Origin of the sequence: Pseudidiomarina salilacus (genome assembly GCF_047323925.1) — a bacterium.
GTDB classification, from domain to species: Bacteria; Pseudomonadota; Gammaproteobacteria; order Enterobacterales; family Alteromonadaceae; genus Pseudidiomarina; species Pseudidiomarina salilacus.
In genome coordinates, this window is record NZ_CP178751.1 from 1,902,673 (window position 1) to 1,923,451 (window position 20,779).

The following is a 20,779-nucleotide window of genomic DNA, read 5'->3' on the forward strand; positions in this document are numbered from 1 at the left end:
AAAATGATTTTTTATACCCATATGGTTTATAGGTTCATTTTTAAAGGCTTTCTTCGCGTTTTCTATAACATAAAAACAAAAAAAGCAGCACTCATGTGCTGCTTTTTTGTACGCTTTTCGATAGTTTTAATACAGTCCAGCGAGGTATTGCGATAAGATTTCAATGTCTTTATCGGTAAGTTTCGCGGCTACATCACGCATCATGCCATTCATATCATTGGCGCGTGAACCGTCACGAAACATTTCAAGTTGCTGCGCGATGTATTCTGGGTGGTTGCCAGAAATATCAGGGAAGTTAGCTAATCCCATACCATCACCACGCGGGCCATGACAGGCAGCACAAGCAGTCAAGCCACGCGCTTCGTCGCCACCCATATAAAGCTTCTGACCTGCGGCAACCACATCTTCAGGAGCTGAGTCTTGCATTGGCTCTTGCGCCGCAAAGTAAGCAGCGAGGTCGGCAATATCTTCATCGCTCAATGACGCAGCTTGGCCCTGCATGATCGCATTCGCGCGACCTTCTTCGCCGCCGGTCTCACCCGCTAGCTGGTAGTCGTGCAATTGCTTCATCAAATAAGAAGCGTGCTGGCCATTCAACTTTGGATACATGTCTGATGGTGAGTCGCCAGTCGGACCATGGCATGCTGCACACACCTGAGATTTTTCCTTGCCGGCTTCTGCATCACCGGTCTGCGCCATAACTGCGCCAGTAAGACCAAGATACAGCCCAACGAACAATGCAAGTTTTTTCATGATCGAATTCTCTGCTCTGGAAAATGTTGTAACAGACGCTATTTTACACAAAACTTCTAAGGATTAAACGTCTAATCATGATAGTATACGCTTTCCTGTAAGGCTTTATAGACACTATGACTGACGCAATCCTAAACTTCCAACCGACCGTGTTCGTTACCAGCGCCGCAGACATCCGCCAATTGCCTGCTGATGAGGGCGTTGAGATAGCCTTTGCGGGCCGCTCAAATGCCGGTAAATCAAGCGCACTAAATACCTTAACGCGGCAACGAAACTTAGCGCGTACCAGTAAAACGCCCGGACGCACGCAATTGATCAACGTGTTTGAGGTGTTACCTGGTAAACGCTTGATCGACTTACCTGGTTACGGATATGCGAAAGTCCCCCTTGCCGTTAAAGAGAAGTGGAATCGTGCTCTGAGCGAATACCTACAGAAACGTGAGTCGTTGCGTGGTTTGGTGTTACTGATGGACATTCGTCACCCGTATCGCGATGTTGACCAAGAATTGTTGCATTGGGCGACGGCCTCAGAGATTCCTGTATTAATACTTTTAACTAAAGCTGACAAGTTAAAGCCCGGCGCGCGTAAATCAACGCTCTTACAAGCGCGTGAAGCCGCACTTGTATTTGGCGGCGAGGTCACTGTCGAAATGTTCTCATCGCTGAATAAACTGGGCTTACCGCAGGTTGAAGCGAAGCTGTCCGAGTGGCTGATGGCAGATGCAGAGTGATGTACCACCGTTAAAAGCTTGGTTACTCCTCGGCTTACTTGCGCTGATTTGGGGTAGTTCGTTCCTATTGATTAAAAAAGGTTTGCTCGGTTTTAGCCCCGACCAACTGGCGGCTATCCGCATTGCTTCAGCTGGTTTTTTCTTACTGCCCTTTATTCTCCGACGCTTCAAAACTGTTCGCGCGCACCATTGGCCCAAGTTGATATCTGTGGGTTTAGTTGGCAGCTTTATTCCTGCTTTCTTGTTTGCCTTTGCGCAAACCCAGTTGCCTTCTGGGGTGACAGGGGTACTGAACACCTTTACGCCGCTTGCGACGCTCATCATTGGCGTACTGATTTTTAAGCAAACTGCCCGCTCGCAACAATGGATCGGCGTGGTGATTGGTTTAGTGGGAACAGTGCTGCTGGTGACCGCAAGTGCCAACGGTGATCTTGAGTTCAATCGCTTCGGTTTACTGATCATAGCTGCGACGATTTGTTATGGTCTGAATCTCAATCTGATTAAACACCATATTCCCGATCTTGGCGCACTAACGATTACGGGTGTTTCATTGTTCTTGGTCGCGCCACCAGCACTTCTCTATTTATTGTTAGCGACACCTTTCGCTGATCAAGTAACGGTGGCACACAATTGGTTCCCGTTAGCGGCGATTCTCATTTTAGGAATTGTTGGCACGTCTTTGGCGCTCATCATCTTTAACACTGTCGTAAAAATGACCGATACCACGTTTACCAGTTCGGTAACCTATCTAATCCCCATTGTTGCCCTCATTCTCGGCATTCTCGACGGCGAACCCTTCTACCTGCAACAAGGAGTTGGCATGGCCGCTATTTTAGGTGGTGTTTGGATCGCCAACCGCCGCAAAAAACAGCCGTTCAATACCCAACGGTAATTGCAAAACCGCCATAATCGTCTATTTTTTAACCGACTCGTCTGGTTGTCCTGTCACTGCTGTTCCTAATTTCCTATTCAAATAACAGGAGACTGCAGTATGGATCGTAAATTTTTACTCACTGCTTTTATCTATGGCCTGCTCGGGTTGCTGCTTGGTATTGCCATGGCGGCTAGCAAGAATCACACCCAACTGCCCACTCACGCCCACTTGCTACTACTAGGCTTTGTCGTTTCTGTGCTGTATGGCATTTTCCATAAGGTTTGGCTGGACTACGAGGGCACTTTGTTGAGCCACATTCAGTTCTGGCTTCACCAGTTAGGAGTCGTCGGCATCAGTCTTGGCTTATTTGTGCTGTATGGAGGCTTTACTGCACGCAAGTCGATTGAGCCGTTATTAGGTGGCGCTTCAGTTATTACGCTAGTAGCCTTCGTATTGATGGGTTGGATGCTCTTACGACAGGCTAGAAAATAAGGTTGCCTTAGAAAAGAAAAAGCCCGGCCAATGGCCGGGCAAAAAACTTACAATCCAGGGAGAGAACATCTCTGAAAGGACTTCGCAAACAGAGCAAATAACTCGTTTAATGCGCCTTTCAATAATTCAGACTGGTCATTTTTTGATAAGTTCAAAAAAAAATAAAAAAATCTGAATTTGTTTTGAAAGTTAGTGCGCTTCATCCCAATTGAGCCCGACGCCAGCTTCGGCAATCAGTGGCACATCAAGCTTCACTGCACCTTCCATCAATTCGACGAGCTTTTGCTGTAATGGTTCAACTTGCTCTTCTTTTACTTCGAAAACCAATTCATCGTGAACCTGCATGATCATCCATGCTTGCTCTTGCGGTACCTCTGCTCGCAAATAATCCGCTACTTTTATCATTGCGTACTTAATGATATCTGCCGCGGTTCCTTGCATCGGCGCATTAATCGCAGCGCGTTCAGCAGCCTTGCGACGGGCTCCATTTTGCGCACGGATTTCCGGTAACTGCAGACGTCGACCGAACAGAGTTTCAACGTAACCGTCACGCTTCGCTTGTTGCCGCGTGCGCTCCATGTAATCTTGCACGCCCGGGAAGCGCTCAAAGTACTTTTCCATATACTGCTGTGCTTCATGCCGCGGAATGTCCAGTTGGCGCGCCAAACCAAAAGCCGACATGCCATAAATCAACCCAAAGTTGACCGCTTTCGCGCGACGGCGCTGTTCACTCGTAACCGACTCAAGGTCGACACCAAAAACTTCTGCTGCTGTCGCCTTATGAATATCGCGGCCTTTCGAGAAGGCCTCGACCAAATTCTTGTCTTGCGACAGATGCGCCATAATGCGTAATTCGATTTGGCTATAATCGATGGCCATAATCCGATAACCTTCGGGCGCTGTAAATGCCTTACGAACACGCCGTCCAGCTTCGGTTCGAATCGGAATATTTTGCAGATTCGGATCGCTCGATGACAGGCGTCCAGTCGCAGTTACCGCCTGATGATACGAGGTATGTATACGGCCAGTGCGCGGATTTACCATTTTGGGTAGCTTATCCGTGTAGGTCGACTTCAACTTACTCAAGCCACGATGGCGCATAATGACATCTGGCAACGGATAATCGAGCGCCAACTCCTGTAATACATCTTCTGCAGTTGATGGTGCGCCTTTCGGCGTCTTCTTGATGATCGGTAACTCGAGCTTCTCGAACAAAATTGCTTGCAGTTGCTTCGGTGAGCCCAAATTGAACTCTTCGCCAGCAATGGTATAAGCCTGCTCTTCGAGGCGGGCTAATTCGAGCGCAATTTCATTACTTTGCTTTGCTAACAACTGCGCATCAATTTGCACGCCATGCTGTTCCATATCCACCAGAATCGGCACAAGTGGCAGCTCAATGTCTGTCAGTACTTTTAACAGCTTGGCGTCTTGACTGACTTCACCCCAGAGCTTTTCATGCAAACGCCACGTCACATCCGCATCTTCGGCGGCGTAAGGCGCTGCTTCTTCCAAGCCGATTTGATTGAAGGTTAGCTGTTTCGCGCCCTTACCGGCGATGTCTTCAAACGAAATGGGCCGATGGCCTAAATACTGCAAGCTAAGTGTGTCCATATCATGCCGCGAACCGACGCTATTGAACACGTAAGAAGCTAACATCGTGTCATTAACGATTCCGTCAAGACGAATGCCATAGCGGCGCAGAATATGGCTGTCATATTTTAAGTTTTGCCCGACTTTACCAATGCTTGCGCTTTCGAGCAGCGGCTTCAATTGCGTGAGCACCCAACCACGATCCAGCTGTTCCGGAGCACCAGGGTAGTCATGCGCTACCGGAACATACGCAGCTTCCCCTGCTTTCACCGCAAAAGAAACGCCGACTAATTCAGCTTCCATGTAGTTGAGACTGGTAGTTTCGGTATCAAAGGCAAAACATTTGACCTGCTGCAACTTATCTAACCATGCAGTGAACGTTTTTTTGTCCGTAATGACCTCATATTTACCGTCTACCTGCGCTTCGACTACTGGCGTCTGTTGCTGTTGCGCCTGGGCTGTCACCGGACCATCTTGTAATACCTCATCAAGCCAACGACGGAATTCGCATTGTTTGTAAAGTTCAATCAGCTGTTCACGATCAGGCTCTGAGATGACCAGTTGTTCCGGTTGAATATCATCAAGGTCGACATCGAGTTTGATCGTGGCGAGTTCCCGCGACAACATAAGCTGGTCTTTATATTCGCTTAGTTTCTCCGGCATGGTTTTAGCACCGCGAAAACCAAGCTCTACAATGGCTTCTGGCTGTTCGTACATCGCATCGATCGACTGCATCCCTTGCAGCATCGCTAGAGCCGTTTTTTCACCGACTTTCGGCAAGCCTGGAATATTGTCTGAGCTATCTCCCATAAGTGCCAGATAATCGATGATTTGCTCTGGTTTCACGCCATATTTATCGACCACACCATCGGTGTCGAGCAAGGTGTCGGTCATCGTGTTGATGAGCATCACATGTTCATTGACCAGCTGCGCCATATCTTTATCACCGGTGCTGATCAGAGTAAAACGCCCCTGTTCACCAGCTTGCCTTGCCAGCGTCCCAATAACGTCATCAGCCTCGACATTGTCGATACAAAGTAACGGCAACCCCAATGCTTTCACAATGGCGTGCAGTGGCGCAATTTGCGAGCGCAAGTCGTCTGGCATCGGCGGCCGGTTGGCTTTGTATTCCGCGTACATATCGTTGCGGAAGGTTTTCCCTTTGGCATCGAACACCACCGCCATATGTGATGGCTGATATTTCTTAATCAAGCTACGAAGCATGTTGACGACGCCGTAAATAGCGCCAGTCGGCTCACCAGCCGAATTGGTAAGGTGCGGCGGCGCGTAAAACGCACGAAAGAGATATGAAGATCCATCAACAAGGATAAACGGATTCGCGGGCACTTCTGGGTTTGTCTTGCTAGCCATAATAGCTCACTGCGGGTTACGGATTCAGATAGCGGTAAGCATGCCACAGGCGTGTCATTGGCGCTAGTTCAAGCGGTTGAAGATAGTGTGCACAGACTGTGGATAAGTCTGTTGACAACAGCGCGAGCGGCCGCAAACCATTGGACGGATCTGCAGCTTGGTATATTAAAAATATCTTTATAAACAGGGATTTACTCTAAGATAATGCCCTGACAGCTTTGTTTTTCTTATTTTGTGTCAGTTGTGGAAACTGATCTTAACAATGGATTTTGCCGTATCCCATTTCACTGGTAAAAAGCGATTTGGCGAATCCTTGGTCGAACACTGTTTATTTTTTCGACCGAGGAATAAGACTACCACAAAGATTCACGAAAACCAGTTTTTGGATCATCTTTTTTAGTATGTTTTTCGCATATAGAAATAATCCATTAGATGAATAGGTAATCAGAAATAGTTCTTGATGTTTACTATGAAGATCGTCATATTAGTTCTGATTTGCACTCTTTTCATACACGGTAGTTGATTCACATGGGAATCGAGATATGAAAGCAATGATCAGCGGAAACGTTGTAAAACCGGTGCGTGAGCGTCGACGTGGTTTGTTCGATGCGACCCAGTGGTGGGAACGTTTGTCGATGGACCAAAAATTTGGTGTCTATCAACTAGCGAAATTCGGTTATGAGCTCGCATTTATTCGTAACCTCGCCGATGCAGGCCCACTCGCGGTAGTGCGTCGCAATCAGGATTACGCTACGGTCAGTCACTCTGGTGAAGTTAATCTCCGCCCTAATATTGTTATCCGCGACTAGCTAGCTGCCGACGAACCATTTCGGTGTTCGGCAGCATCCCTTCATGCCATAGCGCAAATGCTGTGGCCGCTTGTTCTATCAGCATTCCCAACCCATCAGCCGTTTTCGCAACACCAGCACGCTGAGCTTGCTGCATGAAAACCGTATCGGTTTTTGCGTACATCATATCGTAAGCAAGCACCGCACCCTCAAACCAAGACTCATGAATCGCCAACTGATGTTGTCCTAGCGAAGCCGATGTTGCGTTGACGAGAATATAGTCATCGGCCTGCCAAGCACTCGGTCTTGGTTGGTTTAGATCCGCAAATTCAAGCCCCTGCAGGCCAGCAAAGCGTTGCTGTAACTCCGTCACCTTAGTAGAGGTACGGTTGGTCATCGCCACTTCCATCCCACATCCTTGCAGCGACTCGATAACACCTGCCGCAGCGCCTCCCGCACCAATAATCAAAACCTTTGCAGCAGGTCGCTCACGCTGGGTAATAAAGCGCAGATCATTCAGCAGTCCAGCACCATCTGTTGTATCGCCGAGCAATTGGCCGTAGCCGAGTGGAATGAGTGTGTTCACTGCGCCTGCGCGCGCCGCGCGATCGGTTAGATGCGTCACCAGCTGTTCCGCTTGTTGCTTAAAGGGTACGGTGATATTCGCCCCAGCCCCGCCGCTACGAAAAAACGCTGCCACGTGCTGAGCAAATGTAGCCTTTGATGCTAAACTGCGGGTATATTGCAGCTCAATCCCAAACTGCTGAGCAAAAGCTTGGTGAATCTGCGGTGATAAGCTGTGTGAAATCGGATTACCAAAGACTGTAAAATGCTTCATGTTGTCATTTCTTAAACGATCTAAATCAGCCGCCGAACCGCCCTCGCTGTATCAACAGCTAGGTGGAGAAACCGGCGTACGAAAACTTGCAGAACGTTTCTACGATATCATGGAAACAGATCCACGTGCGCATGATCTGCTTGCCATCCACGCGCTCCCACTCACCGCGATTCGACAAAAGTTCTTCGAGTTTCTGAGTGGGTGGCTTGGCGGCCCACAATTATTCGTCGAAAAGTATGGTCACCCAAGATTACGCCAACGTCATCTGCCGTTTCGTATCGATGTCAAATTGCGTGACCAATGGCTGCTGTGTATGTATCAAGTGTTAGATGAACAGGTCGAAGACCCACTTGTGCACATGCAATTGAAGCAGCGTTTCACCGCGCTCGCACACCATATGATCAATACCGATTAAAGCTCGGTAAGCCAATCACGCGGGCGCAAATAATCACGGTAGAGCCGCTCCTCTGGTGAACCTGGCTCGGGCTCAAAGCCATATTCCCAACGCGCCAAAGGTGGCATTGACATCAAGATAGACTCGGTGCGACCACCGGTTTGCAAGCCAAACAAGGTGCCACGGTCCCAAACTAAGTTAAACTCGACATAGCGGCCACGACGATAGAGCTGGAACTGCCGTTCACGCTCGCCGTACGCCGTATTTTTGCGGCGTTCGATAATTGGCAAATAAGCTTCAAGGTAGGCATCACCGACTGCACGCATAATCGCAAAGCACTCTTCGAACGGACGATCATTTAAGTCATCGAAAAACAAACCGCCAACACCACGGGTCTCTTCGCGATGTTTGAGCCAAAAGTAGTCATCACACCAAGCTTTAAATTTTGGATATAAATCATCACCAAAGGGTGCCAATGCTTGTCGCGCAACTTCATGCCAATGTTTGATGTCGTCATCAAATGGATAAAACGGTGTTAAATCGAAGCCACCACCAAACCACCAGACGGGCTCACTACCCTCTTTTTCGGCAATGAAAAAGCGTACATTGGCGTGACTCGTAGGAATATACGGATTGCGCGGATGCATCACCAACGACACGCCACAGGCGTTGAAGTTACGCCCTGCCAACTCAGGTCGATGAGCCGTTGCGGAGGCTGGCATTTGCTCGCCAAAAACGTGTGAAAAGCCAATTCCACCTTGCTCGAGCACAGCACCATCGCGTAACACTCGCGAGCGACCACCACCGCCGCCAGGGCGTTGCCAAGCATCCTCACGGAAGCTTGCACCGCCATCCGCTTGCTCTAAAGCTGCGCTAATGCGGTCCTGAAGATTTTTCAAATAATCAATGACTTGTGTTAAAGCTGGGTGGCTCATATTAATCTCGTACGACTGAGTTGGTTAACGGATCGATGATTTTGGTCGGTGTCGCAAGAGTACCGACAGGCGCGTCCATGACCCAAGCAATTTGCTCACCGAAGGCTTCACGCACTGCGCTCGCTGTGGTTAACGGTGCTTCACCGGCCACATTCGCACTGGTCGAGACGATAGCGCTACCCAGTGCCTTACAAAGTTGTCGTGCCGGTTCATGTGCGGTGACACGCACTGCAATCGTATCACGACCGCCAGTGAGCCACTTCGGCGTGCGCTCGCTCGCCGGCAGGACAAGGGTGATAGGTCCAGGCCAGTGGGAAAAGACACTGAAGCGTTTATCTTGTGGAATTTTCAAGTCAGCAACGTAGGCTACTAACTGACTATAGTCCGCAGCAAGCAGAATCACGCCTTTCTCGAGTGGCCGTTGCTTGAGCTCAAGCAATTTTTGCACTGCTTTCTCGTTGCGCGGATCACAACCTAGGCCGAACACCGCCTCGGTTGGATAAGCCAATAATTCGCCAGTGCTGAAAGCCGTGCGTGCTGCATCCCAATCCATCTTTACCCTCGTCGACTAACGTATTTTAGATTTATAATCGCAATCTGGATTACCACAAATCAAACGCTCACCCGCATTGGTTTTCTTGCGCAACAATATCGGATAATCGCAACTAGGACAGGATTCTGCCACAGGTGGCAACGGAACGGAAAACTTACATTTTGGATAGCCGTCGCAGGCATAAAAAGAATGACCAAAGCGACTGGTTTTCTGCACCAGCTTGCCTTGCTTACATTCAGGGCACGGAACATCAGTGCCAGGGTCGAAATCCGCCGATGTCATGTAATCGCATTCGGGGTAACCGCTACAACCAACAAAAAGGCCGAAACGGCCTTTCTTCAGTTGCAGTTCTCGCTGGCACCGGGGGCAAGGAACGCCCAGTGGTTGTGGCTCAAGGAAGTTGTCGGTCATTTAATGCAATAGACCTTCTGGTTCCTCAAACAATAAGCCTTCCATCTGATTGTAGGCGTCTTCACAGCCTGGCACGTTAAACAGCACCATCAACACCACCCACTTTAGATCGTCGATTGTAACTTCGGCTAAGTCTAACTCCATCACCCGGTCCATCACCATTTCGCGAGTCGCAAAATCGAGCACACCAAGGTTTTCGAGATAGATTAAGAAGCCGCGACTTGCACAATCAAGACGGGCATTTTCTTCGGCAGTAAACACACGCGTCGCACTGCTTTGAGAACGATTGAGATACGGCTTGCTCTGACTCTCTTGCAAGTCAGCCAAGCGTTCTAACCATGCCAAAGCTTTATGAATCTCTTGCTGGCGAAAACCCGCCCGCGTGAGTTCATCGGTAAGCTCATCATGGTTTACCACCACCTCAACATCCGAGTGGATAAAGTTCTCGAACAGGTACATGAGGATATCAAACATCGTTAGCGCCTCCCCACTTTGATAAAACCACCGGCGATTGAAGCTACTCGACCTTCTAATTCTAATAACACCAACTGCTCAGAAACCACAGCGACCGGTAGTCCGCTGCGCGCTACGATAGTGTCTAACGATGTAGCCTCATAGCCCACATTAGCCAACAATTGTTGGTTTGCCAAGCTTCCTGCGGATTTATTTTCATCCAACAACGAGCCTTGCTGATAACAGGGTTCTAGATTCAATTCCTGCAATACATCGTTTGCATCACGGACCAGCGTCGCGCCTTGGCGCAACAGCTGTAGATTGCCACTGACTTGCGCATCCCAAATGCTGCCAGGTAATGCCATCACGCTCCGCCCCTGCTCTAGTGCGTGCCGAGCAGTGTTCAATGAACCACTGCGCGGTTGCGCTTCAATCACCAACACACCTTTCGCTAAGCCACTTAGGATACGATTGCGCAGCGGAAAATGTTCAGTTTTGCTTGGCGTACCGGGCGGATATTCCGTCACCAACAACCCAGCCTGCTCGATTTGCTGCTGCAACTGCTGGTTGCGTTTTGGCGAAGCAACGTCCGGACCATTGCCAAGCACGGCAAGCGTCGGTCCATTACGTAGAGCACCTTGATGAGCATGTTTATCGACGCCTTGCGCAAGCCCACTGGAAGTGAGTAGACCTGCTAGGGTGAGCTGCTCGGCAAAGTAATCCGCGTTGGTTTGCGCGACGGCGCTTGCCTTACGACTGCCAACGATGGCGAGTTGCGGTCGCTCTAATAGCTCGGCGTTACCAGCCAAAAATAATACTAAAGGTGGTCGTTTGATGGTGCGCAATCGTTCAGGAAAGTCGGCTTCAAACCAGTGCATGATGCGCCGTTTCGAATGACCTGCGAGCCAACTTTCGGTCAGTTGTATTTGTCGCGGGCGAACTTCTGTAACAAAGTCAGCAATGAAGCGTCGCGCGGCAGCAAAAGAGCTTTGCTTGAAGACACTGCGACGCTGATCGGCAGGCAGCCAACTCAGCGCCAGCAATTCTGGAATGGTAGCTTGCATAGCACATCCTTGTGCGAGAATTTTTTAAATTAATTAGCGGCTATTTGTTTTGGCACAAAATAAGCGCCCACCTCGAACCACTCTTGTGCATCTACCACCATCACCACACTCGCTTTGGCGTAGGTTTTTAATACCAACATTTCCGCGGTCGCCTGTGGTGGCAGATTCAATGTCTCGCGCCAACGACGGGACAGATCATCATAAGGTTTATATAAGTTGGCTGCTTCCGGAACCTCTTCATCCATAAAGATCGCAGTCCCAGGGCGTAACGCTTGGAACATTTGCCCAACTTCGACGCCATCATCACTACCACGGTCGATGACCATCACGTCATACTTACCATGTTTTTCGCGGCTGTTGAGCGAAGCAACGATAGTACCGTCAACGTTAGCGCCACTCTTTGGCACGATAATGTCTGGTAAATCTAGCGCTTGGCGCGCCATCACCACATCGCCTCGGCGAATTTCACGTGCTGGATCGATAAGGTCGCCTTCTGCAGTCCGATCGTGTTGCATATTGATCCGCATACCGCCGACGTCACGCAGCAAGTGCATATCAGCAAATTGTTCAATGCGCGCATAAACCCGGTAGTGCTCGCCAACTTCGACATTGCCGTCGACAAACACTGGCGTCATACCGTTGATGCGCGGTGCACCACGATTGTCACCTAAGATTTGCGGCACGTTTTGCAAATCCGCTTCAGACAAGACATGGAAGCCATCCAAAAACGGTTCCAACTCGCTTAAATCAAAGGTAGGGATTGGATTGCCTTTAGGCTCAATCTTTCCCTCAGGCGTCATCGCTCGATAGGCCTTGCGCGACAACTGCGGCCGCCCATTAACCCAGCTTAAATATAAACGGTCACCCGGATAAATAAGGTGTGGGTTAGCAATATCATCATTCACCCGCCACAACTCAGGCCAAAGCCAAGGGTCGCTGAGAAACATTTCGGATATATCCCAAAGGGTATCGCCTTTTTTCACCACATATTCGCGTGGTGCATCTTCACGTAAACGAATGACGTCACCCTGCGTGGTTGAGGTCGCAGAAGATTCGTTCTGTTGCGTTGCGAGCGCCGTTGCTGGAACAACAAGCAAAAATCCGATGACCGCAATCGCTGGGAATCGCCACATAGTCATAGTGAGCTCCATTGTAAACTCGTGTTTTCATCCCCAAATTACGTTAAAATTGGCAAAGATGAAACTAGCGATGAACGAGTTATGACTAAATTAAACATTTTAAAGTATCCAGACGAGCGCTTACGCACTGTCGCGGAACCAGTTACTAGTGTAGATGATGATTTGCGCAACACAATCGATGCGATGTTCGAAACTATGTACGAATCGAACGGCGTCGGTCTAGCGGCTACGCAAGTCGATGTTCATAAACGCCTTTTTGTAGCTGATTGTAGCGAAGATCAGAACGAACCGTTAGTCTTTATCAATCCAGAGATTACAGAAAAAGACGGTTTATTCACTAATGAAGAGGGTTGCTTATCGTTTCCGGGCGTCTACGCCAAGGTTGAACGTGCACAAAAAGTGACCGTACAAGCCCTTGATCGGAACGGCGAAAGCTTCAGTCTTACTGCAGATGGATTGCTCGCGATTTGTATCCAACACGAGCTTGATCACCTGAACGGCAAATTATTTGTGGACTATTTATCGCCATTGAAACGTGATCGCATTCGCAAAAAGCTTGAGAAAGAAGCTAAGTTGCAGGCAGTTTAACGCCATGCGCATTGTATTTGCCGGCACTCCTGAGTTTGCAGCTGAACATTTGGCTGCGTTATTGACGAGCACTGAGCACGAGATTGTTGCCGTTTATACGCAGCCCGACCGCCCCGCTGGACGAGGTAAAAAACTGCAGGCTAGTGCGGTCAAGCAACTTGCGCTCAAACACGCGCTGCCGATAGAGCAGCCAGCAACCCTCAAGGATGCCGATGCTCAAGCGCAGCTTGCGCAATACCATGCTGACGTTATGGTCGTAGTTGCCTATGGCTTGCTGTTACCGCAAGCGGCGCTCGACATTCCAAAGTATGGCTGTATCAACGTACACGGTTCATTACTGCCACGTTGGCGAGGGGCGGCACCGATTCAGCGCGCTATTTGGGCTGGCGATTCGCACGCTGGTGTTGCGATTATGCAAATGGAGGCAGGGCTTGATACCGGTCCGGTATTGCTCAGTCGCAGCACTGAAATTACTGCAGAAGAAACCTCTGCTAGCTTATATGGCAAACTCGCCGAGCTGGGTCCACAGGCATTAATTGAATGTTTGGCGGATTTACCTCAGCATCTGGCGGACGCGCAAGTGCAAGACGAGCATCAGGTCACTTATGCGAAAAAGCTCAGTAAAGAAGAAGCACAGCTCGATTGGCACTTAGCCGCGACACAGCTCGAACGTAATGTCCGCGCGTTTAACCCATGGCCGATCGCCTGGTTAACGACCTCCGCTGGGCAAGTTGTAAAGGTATGGCGCGCCGAAGTCGCTGCTGGCGACCCGAGCAAGGCGCCAGGCACCGTGTTGCGTGCAGATAAACAGGGCATTGTGATTCAAACGGCAGATGCCGCCCTAGGCATTACCGAGTTACAGCCGCCGGGCAAAAAGCCTATGCCTGTAAGCGACTTTTTAAACGGTCGCAGTGAATGGTTCCCCTTACACAGCGTTCTGCCTGGAGTTGAACATGAGTAAAGGTGCGGATTCCCGTGCCGCTGCCGCGTTAGTCATTGCAGACGTGCTCGAACAAGGTCGTTCGGTAAATCAGGCGTTACCATTGCATAGCAAAAATTTAGAGCCCCGCGATCGTGCACATGTGCAATCGCTCGCCTATGGCGTACTGCGAAACCTGCCTTTACTTAATGCCGCACTAAGTGAGTTTCTTGATAAACCGCTGAAGAAAGATCTTGTTATTCTGAACTATCTGCTGTTAGTGGGCGCTTACCAACTTTTATTGATGAACACTTCTGATCATGCCGCAGTCGCTGCTACAGTAGAAGCTACAGTCGCACTCAAAAAGCGCCGCCAAAAAGGCTTGGTCAACGCAGTGTTAAGAAATCTACAACGGCAACGCGCACAGCTACTTCCGCGCTTGCAACAGCGGCAAGATTTAGCGCATGCACATCCACGTTGGCTTGCCGATGTCATTCAAGCGGCCTATCCCGACCAAGCAGAAGCGATTTTTGCCGCCAATAATCAACAAGCGCCGATGTGGTTGCGCGTCAACACTCAACAGACGTCTGTGCCAGAATTTATCGATGCGCTGAATGCTTTCGACGCTGAACTCATCGACCCTGATAGCGCGGCAATGCTGCCCACTGCGATTAAACTAAACCACACCGTCGACGTCCGCCAATTACCAGGGTTTGAGCAGGGTTGGTTTTCGGTACAAGATATTGCAGCTCAGCATGCTGCGCCGTTGTTAGCGACGCAGGAGCGGGAGCATGTCTTGGATTGTTGTGCTGCGCCCGGCGGCAAAACAGCGCATATTCTTGAACTCGCACCACTAGCCAAAGTGACCGCGCTTGATGTCGATGCACAACGACTCGAGCGTGTTTACGAAAATCTTACGCGATTGCAACTCTCAGCCGAGGTATTATGCGGAGATGCTGCAGCACCTGATCAATGGTGGAGCGGTGATTTATTCGATCGGATTTTGCTTGATGCGCCCTGCTCGGCCACCGGTGTCATTCGCCGACACCCTGATATTAAATGGTTAAGACGTGCGAGCGACATTAACGCATTGGTGCAGTTACAAGCGAAGATTTTAGATGCCCTCTGGTCATTAATTCGACCCGGTGGTAGGTTAGTTTACGCAACCTGTTCGATTCTGCCGCAAGAAAATCAGCAGCAGATGGATGCTTTCGTAGCGCGTCATCCAGACGCACTGCCGCAGCCAACGGCGCCCAATGGCGAGTTTGGTTGGCAGCGTTTACCCGGCGAACAAGGTGGTGATGGTTTTTACTACGCAATCGTGGACAAAGCACAATGAAAATAGTGATTCTCGGTGGTGGTGAAGTTGGCGGTACCCTAGCTGAAAACTTGGCTGGGGAAGATAACGATATTACGGTTGTCGACAACGACCCGACCAAACTGGCAATGCTGGCCGAGTATCATGATATTCGTACCGTGCAAGGTCACGCTTCGTATCCACGAGTGTTACGCAACGCGGGTTGTGAAGACGCTGACATGCTTATCGCCGTAACCCAAAGCGATGAAACCAACATGATGGCCTGCCAAATCGCCTATACCATGTTCCGCACACCGAAGCGCATCGCGCGCGTGCGCTCTGAAGAGTACATCGACTTTCGTGATCAGCTCTTTCATAAAGATGATATGCCAGTTGACCACGTCATTTCGCCCGAACAAAAAGTCACACAGTATATTAAACGCTTGGTCGATTACCCCGGCGCCCTGCAAGTCATGGAATTTGCTAGTGGTCGCGCCAGCCTTGTCGCAGTGAAAGCCTACTATGGCGGTAAGTTAGTAGGTCATGCCATTTCGTCGCTCAAAGACCATATGCCGAACGTTGAAACGCGAGTCGCGGCAATTTTCCGTCAAGGCAAAGCCATAAAGCCAATGGGCACGACCATCATCGAAGCTGGTGACGAGGTGTTTTTCATCGCCGATACCCGCTACGTGCGCATGGTAATGGAAGAAATGCAGAAGCTTGAGCACCAATACCGGCGAATTATGATCGCCGGCGGTGGTAATGTCGGCGCTGGCTTAGCGCGGATGCTCGAAGACAACCATCAGGTGAAACTGATTGAACGCAATCAAGAGCGTGCCGAACAACTCAACGAGAGCCTTAGTCACACCACGATTTTGCAAGGCGATGCATCAAATCATCGCTTACTTTCCGACGAACATATTGAAGACGTTGACGTATTTATTGCAGTAACCAACGACGATGAAGCCAACATTATGTCGGCAATGCTGGCGAAAAAAATGGGTGCCAAGAAGACGATGGTGCTGATTCAGCGCCAAGCGTACGTAGATTTGGTGCAAGATGACGTCATTGATATTGCGATATCGCCGCAACGGGCAACCGTCTCAGCGCTGCTCTCGCTGATTCGTAAGGCTGACATTGTGAATGCGTATTCGCTTCGCAAGGGCGCTGCCGAAGCCATTGAAGCAATCGCGCACGGCGACGAGAAAACCTCAAAAGTGGTGGGTAAAGCGATCAATGAAATCAAGCTACCACCCGGCACTACTATCGGTGCGATTGTACGTGGTCACGAAGTGATGATTGCGCATGACGATACCATCGTGCAAGCCGACGATCATGTCATTATGTTCTTGGTCGATAAGAAGTATATTCGTGAAGTGGAGCGTTTATTCCAGCCCAGCGCCCTATTCTTCTAATCTTTATGAGCGCCAGAAAGTTGGGGTGAGCAGCACCAACAAGGTAAACACTTCAAGACGACCGAAAATCATCGCCAATACCAGCAACCATTTCGCCCCATCAGGAATAGTTGCGTAGTTTGCCGCAACGTCGCCCAGACCTGGACCTAAATTGTTGAGTGCAGCAGCGGTTGCTGAAAATGCCGTAATGTCTTCCAATCCGGTGGCCAACAAGCCGAGCATAATCACCACAAACACCAACGCATAGGCAGCGAAAAAGCCCCATACTGCCTCAACAATCCGTGGTGGTAATACCCGCTGGCCCAATTTCACCGAGTACACTCCCGATGGGTGCACTAAACGGTTGAGCTCTCGCACCCCTTGGCGGAATAGCAACACCACGCGCACGACTTTCAAACCACCGGCCGTTGAACTGGCACAGCCGCCAATAAAGCTGGCAAAAATAAGTAGGATCGGTAAAAACAGCGGCCAACTGGCAAAGTCCGTGGTGGCAAAGCCTGCGGTTGTGCTAATCGAAACCGCTTGGAACAGTGCTTGATTGAAGGCTGTTCCGGTATCGCTGTAGACATCGTGGACCAAAACCGTCGCAAACACGATAAAGATAAGCGTTGCTTGAATCCCCAAAAACGCGCGCGTTTCGGGATCACGCAACAACGGCAAAATGGAGCGACCCGTTATTGCTGCATAATGTACCGCAAAGTTGATCGACGACAGCAATAGAAACACCACACAAATGGTATTAATGGTCGCGCTGTCAAAATACCCCATGCTCGCGTCATAGGTACTAAAGCCACCCACAGCTATGGTCGAAAAGGCATGGCCGATAGCATCAAACCAGGACATACCAGCCAGATGATAAGCGGTGGCACACACGGCGGTAAGTGCAACGTAGATATACCATAGATGTTTGGCCGTATCAGCGATCCGCGGCGTCATTTTCGCGTCTTTCAAGGGGCCAGGAATCTCAGCGCGATACAACTGCATGCCGCCGATACCGAGCATCGGCAAGATGGCTACGGCGAGTACGATGATACCCATACCACCCAGCCATTGCAGTTGCTGACGATAAAACAGCAAGCTGTGCGGCAAGGTTTCAATGCCCTGAATGACAGTTGCGCCGGTCGTGGTCAAGCCAGAAAAGGATTCAAAAACGGCATCGGTGAACGACAAAGGAAGTTCTTCAGCGAAATACAGTGGCATCACCCCGACCATCCCCAGCACCGTCCAGAATAAGACTGTGAGTAGAAAGCCATCGCGCACTTTTAGGTCATGTCGCACATTACGCTGTGGATACCAAACCAGAAAACCAATCCCGAGACTAATCGCAAAGGCAAGGATAAAGGCGGTTCCGCCACCGTCGCCATAAATCAGCGCAACCACTGCAGGAGGTAACAGAGTGGCACTGAATAAACAAATCAGCAGCCCTAAAATCCGTAAAATGCCTCTTGTGCGCACCACTAATCCCCAGATGTTTTTGCTAAGGTGACACGCCCTTGTGTCGCGTTTTTAAGCGCCGCAGCCAAGTCCGAAAACTGTGCTTCAGGTAAAGCAACTTGTTGCGAAATGGTGGCGCCAAAATCTTGTTGTTCGATGATGGCATCGTACTGTGCTAACCAGTGCGATACAACATTTTGATCTGCATAATCGTAGTGTAAATACGCTGATTTGCGAACTTTTTTCTCGATTTTGTCAGTTGCTTCTAAAGCCACGAGCGTCGCTTGTGTATAAGCGCGTTGCAGCCCTCCGGTACCGAGTTTTGTGCCGCCAAAGTAGCGGGTCACCACCACAGAGACTTCGCCAAGGCCGCTATTCAGTAAAACCGTTAACATAGGTCGCCCCGCCGTGCCGCTTGGCTCACCGTCATCACTCATCACATAACTCGAAGAAGCATTAGGTGCGGCACAAATGGCGGCGTGGCAATAATGACTCGCATTCGGCCATTGCCGCTGACAGGCTTGAATATGTTGTTGATGCTCGACCGAACTGGAGGCCGGCGCGATCGAGCAAATAAAGCGGCTTTGCTTAACATCTATTTCGGCAACCGCGTTTGCAGCAGGAATTAAATAGCTTTGCATTCGCGCTAAATACCTAAAGATTGCTTGCTAATCGTCATATCCTTTAAATCAGCGAAGCGGTTGCGCGGCGCTTCAGGATGCTCCAACAACAAATAGATTTGTTCATAAGCCAACACGTTCTTTACGTAGTCACGCGTTTCTTTGTAGGGGATCATTTCAACCCAGCGATCAATTGCAATCGGTTGCTCGGGAACCCAGTCGACGACGCGATAAATCCCACCATTATAGGCTGCCGTTGCCACTACCCAGTTGTCCCCCAAGCGTCGCTTGAGATCGGCCATATAGCGGGTTCCAAGTTGTATGTTAGTGCTCACTCTCATCAAATCAAATCGGTCATATTGACGCTTGCCCACATAGCTTGCCGTGCTCGGTAATAGCTGCATGAGACCATGAGCGTTCGCACCAGAAGAAGCATCAAAACGAAACGCACTTTCACGGCGTGAAATCGCCAAAGCCCATTCCACGGGAACGCCCGCTTGGCGAGCAAACTCTCGATGCTCCTCGGCATAAGCTTGGGGAAAGCGTTGTTCGATCGCACCGAACTCGCCCAGTTGCCCCAATGCATAGATGGCCTGATCGTGCCACCCCCACTGCGAAGCAAGCACCGCTAGCAACTCTTGTTGCCGCGCATCAGTGATTTGTAACAACTGAAACCATTCGCGTCGCGCATCGATATAGCGTTGCAGTTGCAAGAATTCATACGCCCTTTGCACGCCTGGCAACGCACGAATATCCGCTAACTCGTCAACCGTGTAAACAATAGGTTCACGGTTCAGCGACAGCGGCTTATCGACTTTACTTGCGGCCAGATAACCATAGTAGCTGCGCTGCTCGGCTATCGCATCAAAGCCTGCTTGCGCTTGTTCACTATTGCCAAGTTCCTCGTGAGCGCGCGCCTGCCAGTATTGCCATTGCGCTTGCTTAGCGGCAACCGCCATTTGTGCCAGTGGATGCTCAATGAATGCTTGCCACTGACCCTCGCGCACCCATTCAGCCAATTGCCACTGCATGGTTTGCGCGTCATGCTCGGCAACCGTTAAGCGCTGCAGCCAGGTATGCGCGGCAGGATGGTCTTTGGCGCTCAACGCCACCGCAAATTTCTGCTCAATTTCAGTAATCTGTGAAGCCGTTAGCGGAATACTTGCCGGCAATTGCTGCATAGTCCGTATCGCCAGATCAGGATCACGCCAAATCAAGCGCCCTAGCCCATAGCTCACAATATCAGCTGCGCGACTCGCAGCACGACCTTGTTGATTGGCAAGACTTGGCAGCTCACGGACCAAATTGGCGGGATTACGGCGTACTTGCCGATAACTTAGAATCAGCTCTTTAGTCGGACTGTCCACAAGCCGCGACAGATAAGGCAACAACGAGTGCTTACCTTCTTCCGCCGCTAACTGCGCGCGGCGCCAGACCATTTGCTCTGTACGTTTGCCAGCGTCTGCCCAAGTTTCGAGTAGCGGATCACATTCGCTCGGCAGCGACTCCCCCGTTAACCAGAGCTGATCGACCGCCCGTAGCACCGCATCACGCGGCTGGGTGGCTTGCTCGAGGGTAAACCGCCAAAAATAGCAACGGTGGCTGATACGGCCTGGATGTTGGAAATCGCGAATGAAACGCTGCTGTTCATTATTACGCGCCAAATAGTCAAGCCACGGCCCACGTAATTGCCAATCTAAAGGCGTGTCATCGAGTACTTCCAGAAAAGTAAGCACGCGATCTTCGTTGGCGAGATAGCCTACTTGAAGCAGCCGTTCGAGTTCTAGGTAGGGTAGCAATGGATAATCTTGCAGCTGCCCAAGGAGCTGGTTGTATTCCACCAGCCGTCCTCGCTTAGCCGCATATTCCGCTTTGCGGAACGCTTGCCGTTGCAATTCACGACTATCGCCCCCAGCTAATTGAGGATCGAAGATTTTCGGCTCGGCAACCGCATTCCCAAGTGGGAGCAGTGTCAAGCTGAGTGCACAGACTGTTGTTCGTAAGAACCGCATAATTTCAAACGCACGTTTAAAAAACATTGAAAAATCGCCCCAATCGGGCGAAACTCTAGTGACTAAGAATCATACGCTAACCGAAAGCAATCTGGAAATCAGGAGACC

General features: G+C 50.1%; 21 protein-coding genes. 9 read left to right on the forward strand and 12 right to left on the reverse strand.

The features are described from left to right. Positions 1 to 126: 126 nt before the first annotated feature. Positions 127 to 753 carry a c-type cytochrome gene (locus tag ACJ8W9_RS09035; protein ID WP_411359746.1) on the reverse strand — a complete coding sequence of 209 codons (627 nt, stop codon included), beginning with the start codon at positions 751 to 753 and terminating at the stop codon, positions 127 to 129. Between the two features lie 116 nt (positions 754 to 869). On the opposite strand from ACJ8W9_RS09035, the gene yihA reads away from it, so the two are divergent. The 3 genes from yihA to ACJ8W9_RS09050 all read left to right on the forward strand — a co-directional run bounded on the left by yihA (position 870) and on the right by ACJ8W9_RS09050 (position 2,850). Beyond that, entirely contained in the window at positions 870 to 1,484 is a 615-nt protein-coding gene (gene yihA / locus ACJ8W9_RS09040; RefSeq protein ID WP_411359745.1) for a ribosome biogenesis GTP-binding protein YihA/YsxC, read from the forward strand. Further along, entirely contained in the window at positions 1,474 to 2,376 is a 903-nt protein-coding gene (locus ACJ8W9_RS09045; protein WP_411359744.1) for a DMT family transporter, read from the forward strand. Before yihA ends, ACJ8W9_RS09045 begins: the two co-directional genes overlap by 11 nt. Before the next feature lie 99 nt (positions 2,377 to 2,475). Beyond that, positions 2,476 to 2,850: a TonB-dependent receptor gene (locus ACJ8W9_RS09050; RefSeq protein ID WP_411359743.1), complete on the forward strand. Its 375-nt coding sequence runs from the start codon at positions 2,476 to 2,478 to the stop codon at positions 2,848 to 2,850. A gap of 189 nt (positions 2,851 to 3,039) precedes the next feature. On the opposite strand, the gene polA is transcribed toward ACJ8W9_RS09050, so the two are convergent. Further along, the gene (gene polA, locus ACJ8W9_RS09055; protein ID WP_411360894.1) at positions 3,040 to 5,811 is read right to left on the reverse strand and encodes a DNA polymerase I; all 2,772 of its coding nucleotides are present in this window, start codon (positions 5,809 to 5,811) and stop codon (positions 3,040 to 3,042) included. 542 nt (positions 5,812 to 6,353) lie between these two features. Between polA and ACJ8W9_RS09060 the strand changes: the two genes are divergently transcribed. Beyond that, positions 6,354 to 6,620, forward strand: a complete 267-nt coding sequence (locus ACJ8W9_RS09060; protein WP_411359741.1) for a hypothetical protein — start codon at positions 6,354 to 6,356, stop codon at positions 6,618 to 6,620. Here ACJ8W9_RS09060 and aroE read toward each other — a convergent pair. Continuing rightward, on the reverse strand, positions 6,607 to 7,437 hold the full coding sequence (aroE, locus tag ACJ8W9_RS09065) for a shikimate dehydrogenase (RefSeq protein ID WP_411359740.1): 831 nt from the start codon (positions 7,435 to 7,437) through the stop codon (positions 6,607 to 6,609). The genes ACJ8W9_RS09060 and aroE overlap by 14 nt on opposite strands. On the opposite strand from aroE, the gene ACJ8W9_RS09070 reads away from it, so the two are divergent. Next, complete coding sequence (locus tag ACJ8W9_RS09070) at positions 7,436 to 7,852, forward strand: group II truncated hemoglobin (RefSeq protein ID WP_411359739.1); 417 nt, start codon at positions 7,436 to 7,438, stop codon at positions 7,850 to 7,852. The genes aroE and ACJ8W9_RS09070 overlap by 2 nt on opposite strands. Here ACJ8W9_RS09070 and hemF read toward each other — a convergent pair. Genes hemF through ACJ8W9_RS09100 form a run of 6 tightly spaced genes read right to left on the reverse strand, consistent with a single transcriptional unit; the run spans position 7,849 to position 12,386 of the window. After that, complete coding sequence (gene hemF / locus ACJ8W9_RS09075) at positions 7,849 to 8,766, reverse strand: oxygen-dependent coproporphyrinogen oxidase (RefSeq protein WP_411359738.1); 918 nt, start codon at positions 8,764 to 8,766, stop codon at positions 7,849 to 7,851. The two genes, ACJ8W9_RS09070 and hemF, sit on opposite strands and share 4 nt — an antisense overlap. A gap of 1 nt (position 8,767) precedes the next feature. Further along, positions 8,768 to 9,319 carry an L-threonylcarbamoyladenylate synthase gene (locus ACJ8W9_RS09080; protein WP_411359737.1) on the reverse strand — a complete coding sequence of 184 codons (552 nt, stop codon included), beginning with the start codon at positions 9,317 to 9,319 and terminating at the stop codon, positions 8,768 to 8,770. 15 nt (positions 9,320 to 9,334) lie between these two features. Further along, positions 9,335 to 9,730 (reverse strand): type I DNA topoisomerase, encoded by a 396-nt coding sequence (locus tag ACJ8W9_RS09085; RefSeq protein ID WP_411359736.1) that lies wholly within the window; start codon positions 9,728 to 9,730, stop codon positions 9,335 to 9,337. Continuing rightward, positions 9,731 to 10,204 carry a DUF494 family protein gene (locus ACJ8W9_RS09090; RefSeq protein ID WP_034733495.1) on the reverse strand — a complete coding sequence of 158 codons (474 nt, stop codon included), beginning with the start codon at positions 10,202 to 10,204 and terminating at the stop codon, positions 9,731 to 9,733. A 2-nt stretch (positions 10,205 to 10,206) separates the two neighbouring features. Next, positions 10,207 to 11,247, reverse strand: a complete 1,041-nt coding sequence (dprA, locus tag ACJ8W9_RS09095; protein WP_411359735.1) for a DNA-processing protein DprA — start codon at positions 11,245 to 11,247, stop codon at positions 10,207 to 10,209. A gap of 29 nt (positions 11,248 to 11,276) precedes the next feature. After that, on the reverse strand, positions 11,277 to 12,386 hold the full coding sequence (locus ACJ8W9_RS09100; RefSeq protein ID WP_411359734.1) for a LysM peptidoglycan-binding domain-containing protein: 1,110 nt from the start codon (positions 12,384 to 12,386) through the stop codon (positions 11,277 to 11,279). Between the two features lie 81 nt (positions 12,387 to 12,467). Here ACJ8W9_RS09100 and def point away from each other — a divergent pair, with 81 nt between their 5' ends. The 4 genes from def to trkA are packed head-to-tail and all read left to right on the forward strand — an operon-like array spanning position 12,468 to position 16,605. Further along, positions 12,468 to 12,974, forward strand: coding sequence for a peptide deformylase (gene def, locus ACJ8W9_RS09105; protein ID WP_411359733.1), 507 nt, complete (start codon positions 12,468 to 12,470; stop codon positions 12,972 to 12,974). Positions 12,975 to 12,978: 4 nt separating this feature from the next. After that, on the forward strand, positions 12,979 to 13,935 hold the full coding sequence (gene fmt, locus ACJ8W9_RS09110) for a methionyl-tRNA formyltransferase (protein WP_411359732.1): 957 nt from the start codon (positions 12,979 to 12,981) through the stop codon (positions 13,933 to 13,935). Beyond that, positions 13,928 to 15,232: a 16S rRNA (cytosine(967)-C(5))-methyltransferase RsmB gene (gene rsmB, locus ACJ8W9_RS09115; protein ID WP_411360895.1), complete on the forward strand. Its 1,305-nt coding sequence runs from the start codon at positions 13,928 to 13,930 to the stop codon at positions 15,230 to 15,232. Before fmt ends, rsmB begins: the two co-directional genes overlap by 8 nt. Then, on the forward strand, positions 15,229 to 16,605 hold the full coding sequence (gene trkA / locus ACJ8W9_RS09120; protein ID WP_411359730.1) for a Trk system potassium transporter TrkA: 1,377 nt from the start codon (positions 15,229 to 15,231) through the stop codon (positions 16,603 to 16,605). Before rsmB ends, trkA begins: the two co-directional genes overlap by 4 nt. Positions 16,606 to 16,608: 3 nt before the next feature. Here the strand turns inward: trkA and ACJ8W9_RS09125 are convergent, their stop codons facing one another. Genes ACJ8W9_RS09125 through ACJ8W9_RS09135 form a run of 3 tightly spaced genes read right to left on the reverse strand, consistent with a single transcriptional unit; the run spans position 16,609 to position 20,671 of the window. Then, the gene (locus ACJ8W9_RS09125; RefSeq protein ID WP_411359729.1) at positions 16,609 to 18,060 is read right to left on the reverse strand and encodes a TrkH family potassium uptake protein; all 1,452 of its coding nucleotides are present in this window, start codon (positions 18,058 to 18,060) and stop codon (positions 16,609 to 16,611) included. A gap of 2 nt (positions 18,061 to 18,062) precedes the next feature. Beyond that, complete coding sequence (locus tag ACJ8W9_RS09130; protein ID WP_411359728.1) at positions 18,063 to 18,680, reverse strand: YigZ family protein; 618 nt, start codon at positions 18,678 to 18,680, stop codon at positions 18,063 to 18,065. A 5-nt stretch (positions 18,681 to 18,685) separates the two neighbouring features. Beyond that, positions 18,686 to 20,671: a transglycosylase SLT domain-containing protein gene (locus ACJ8W9_RS09135; RefSeq protein ID WP_411360896.1), complete on the reverse strand. Its 1,986-nt coding sequence runs from the start codon at positions 20,669 to 20,671 to the stop codon at positions 18,686 to 18,688. Positions 20,672 to 20,779 lie beyond the last annotated feature (108 nt).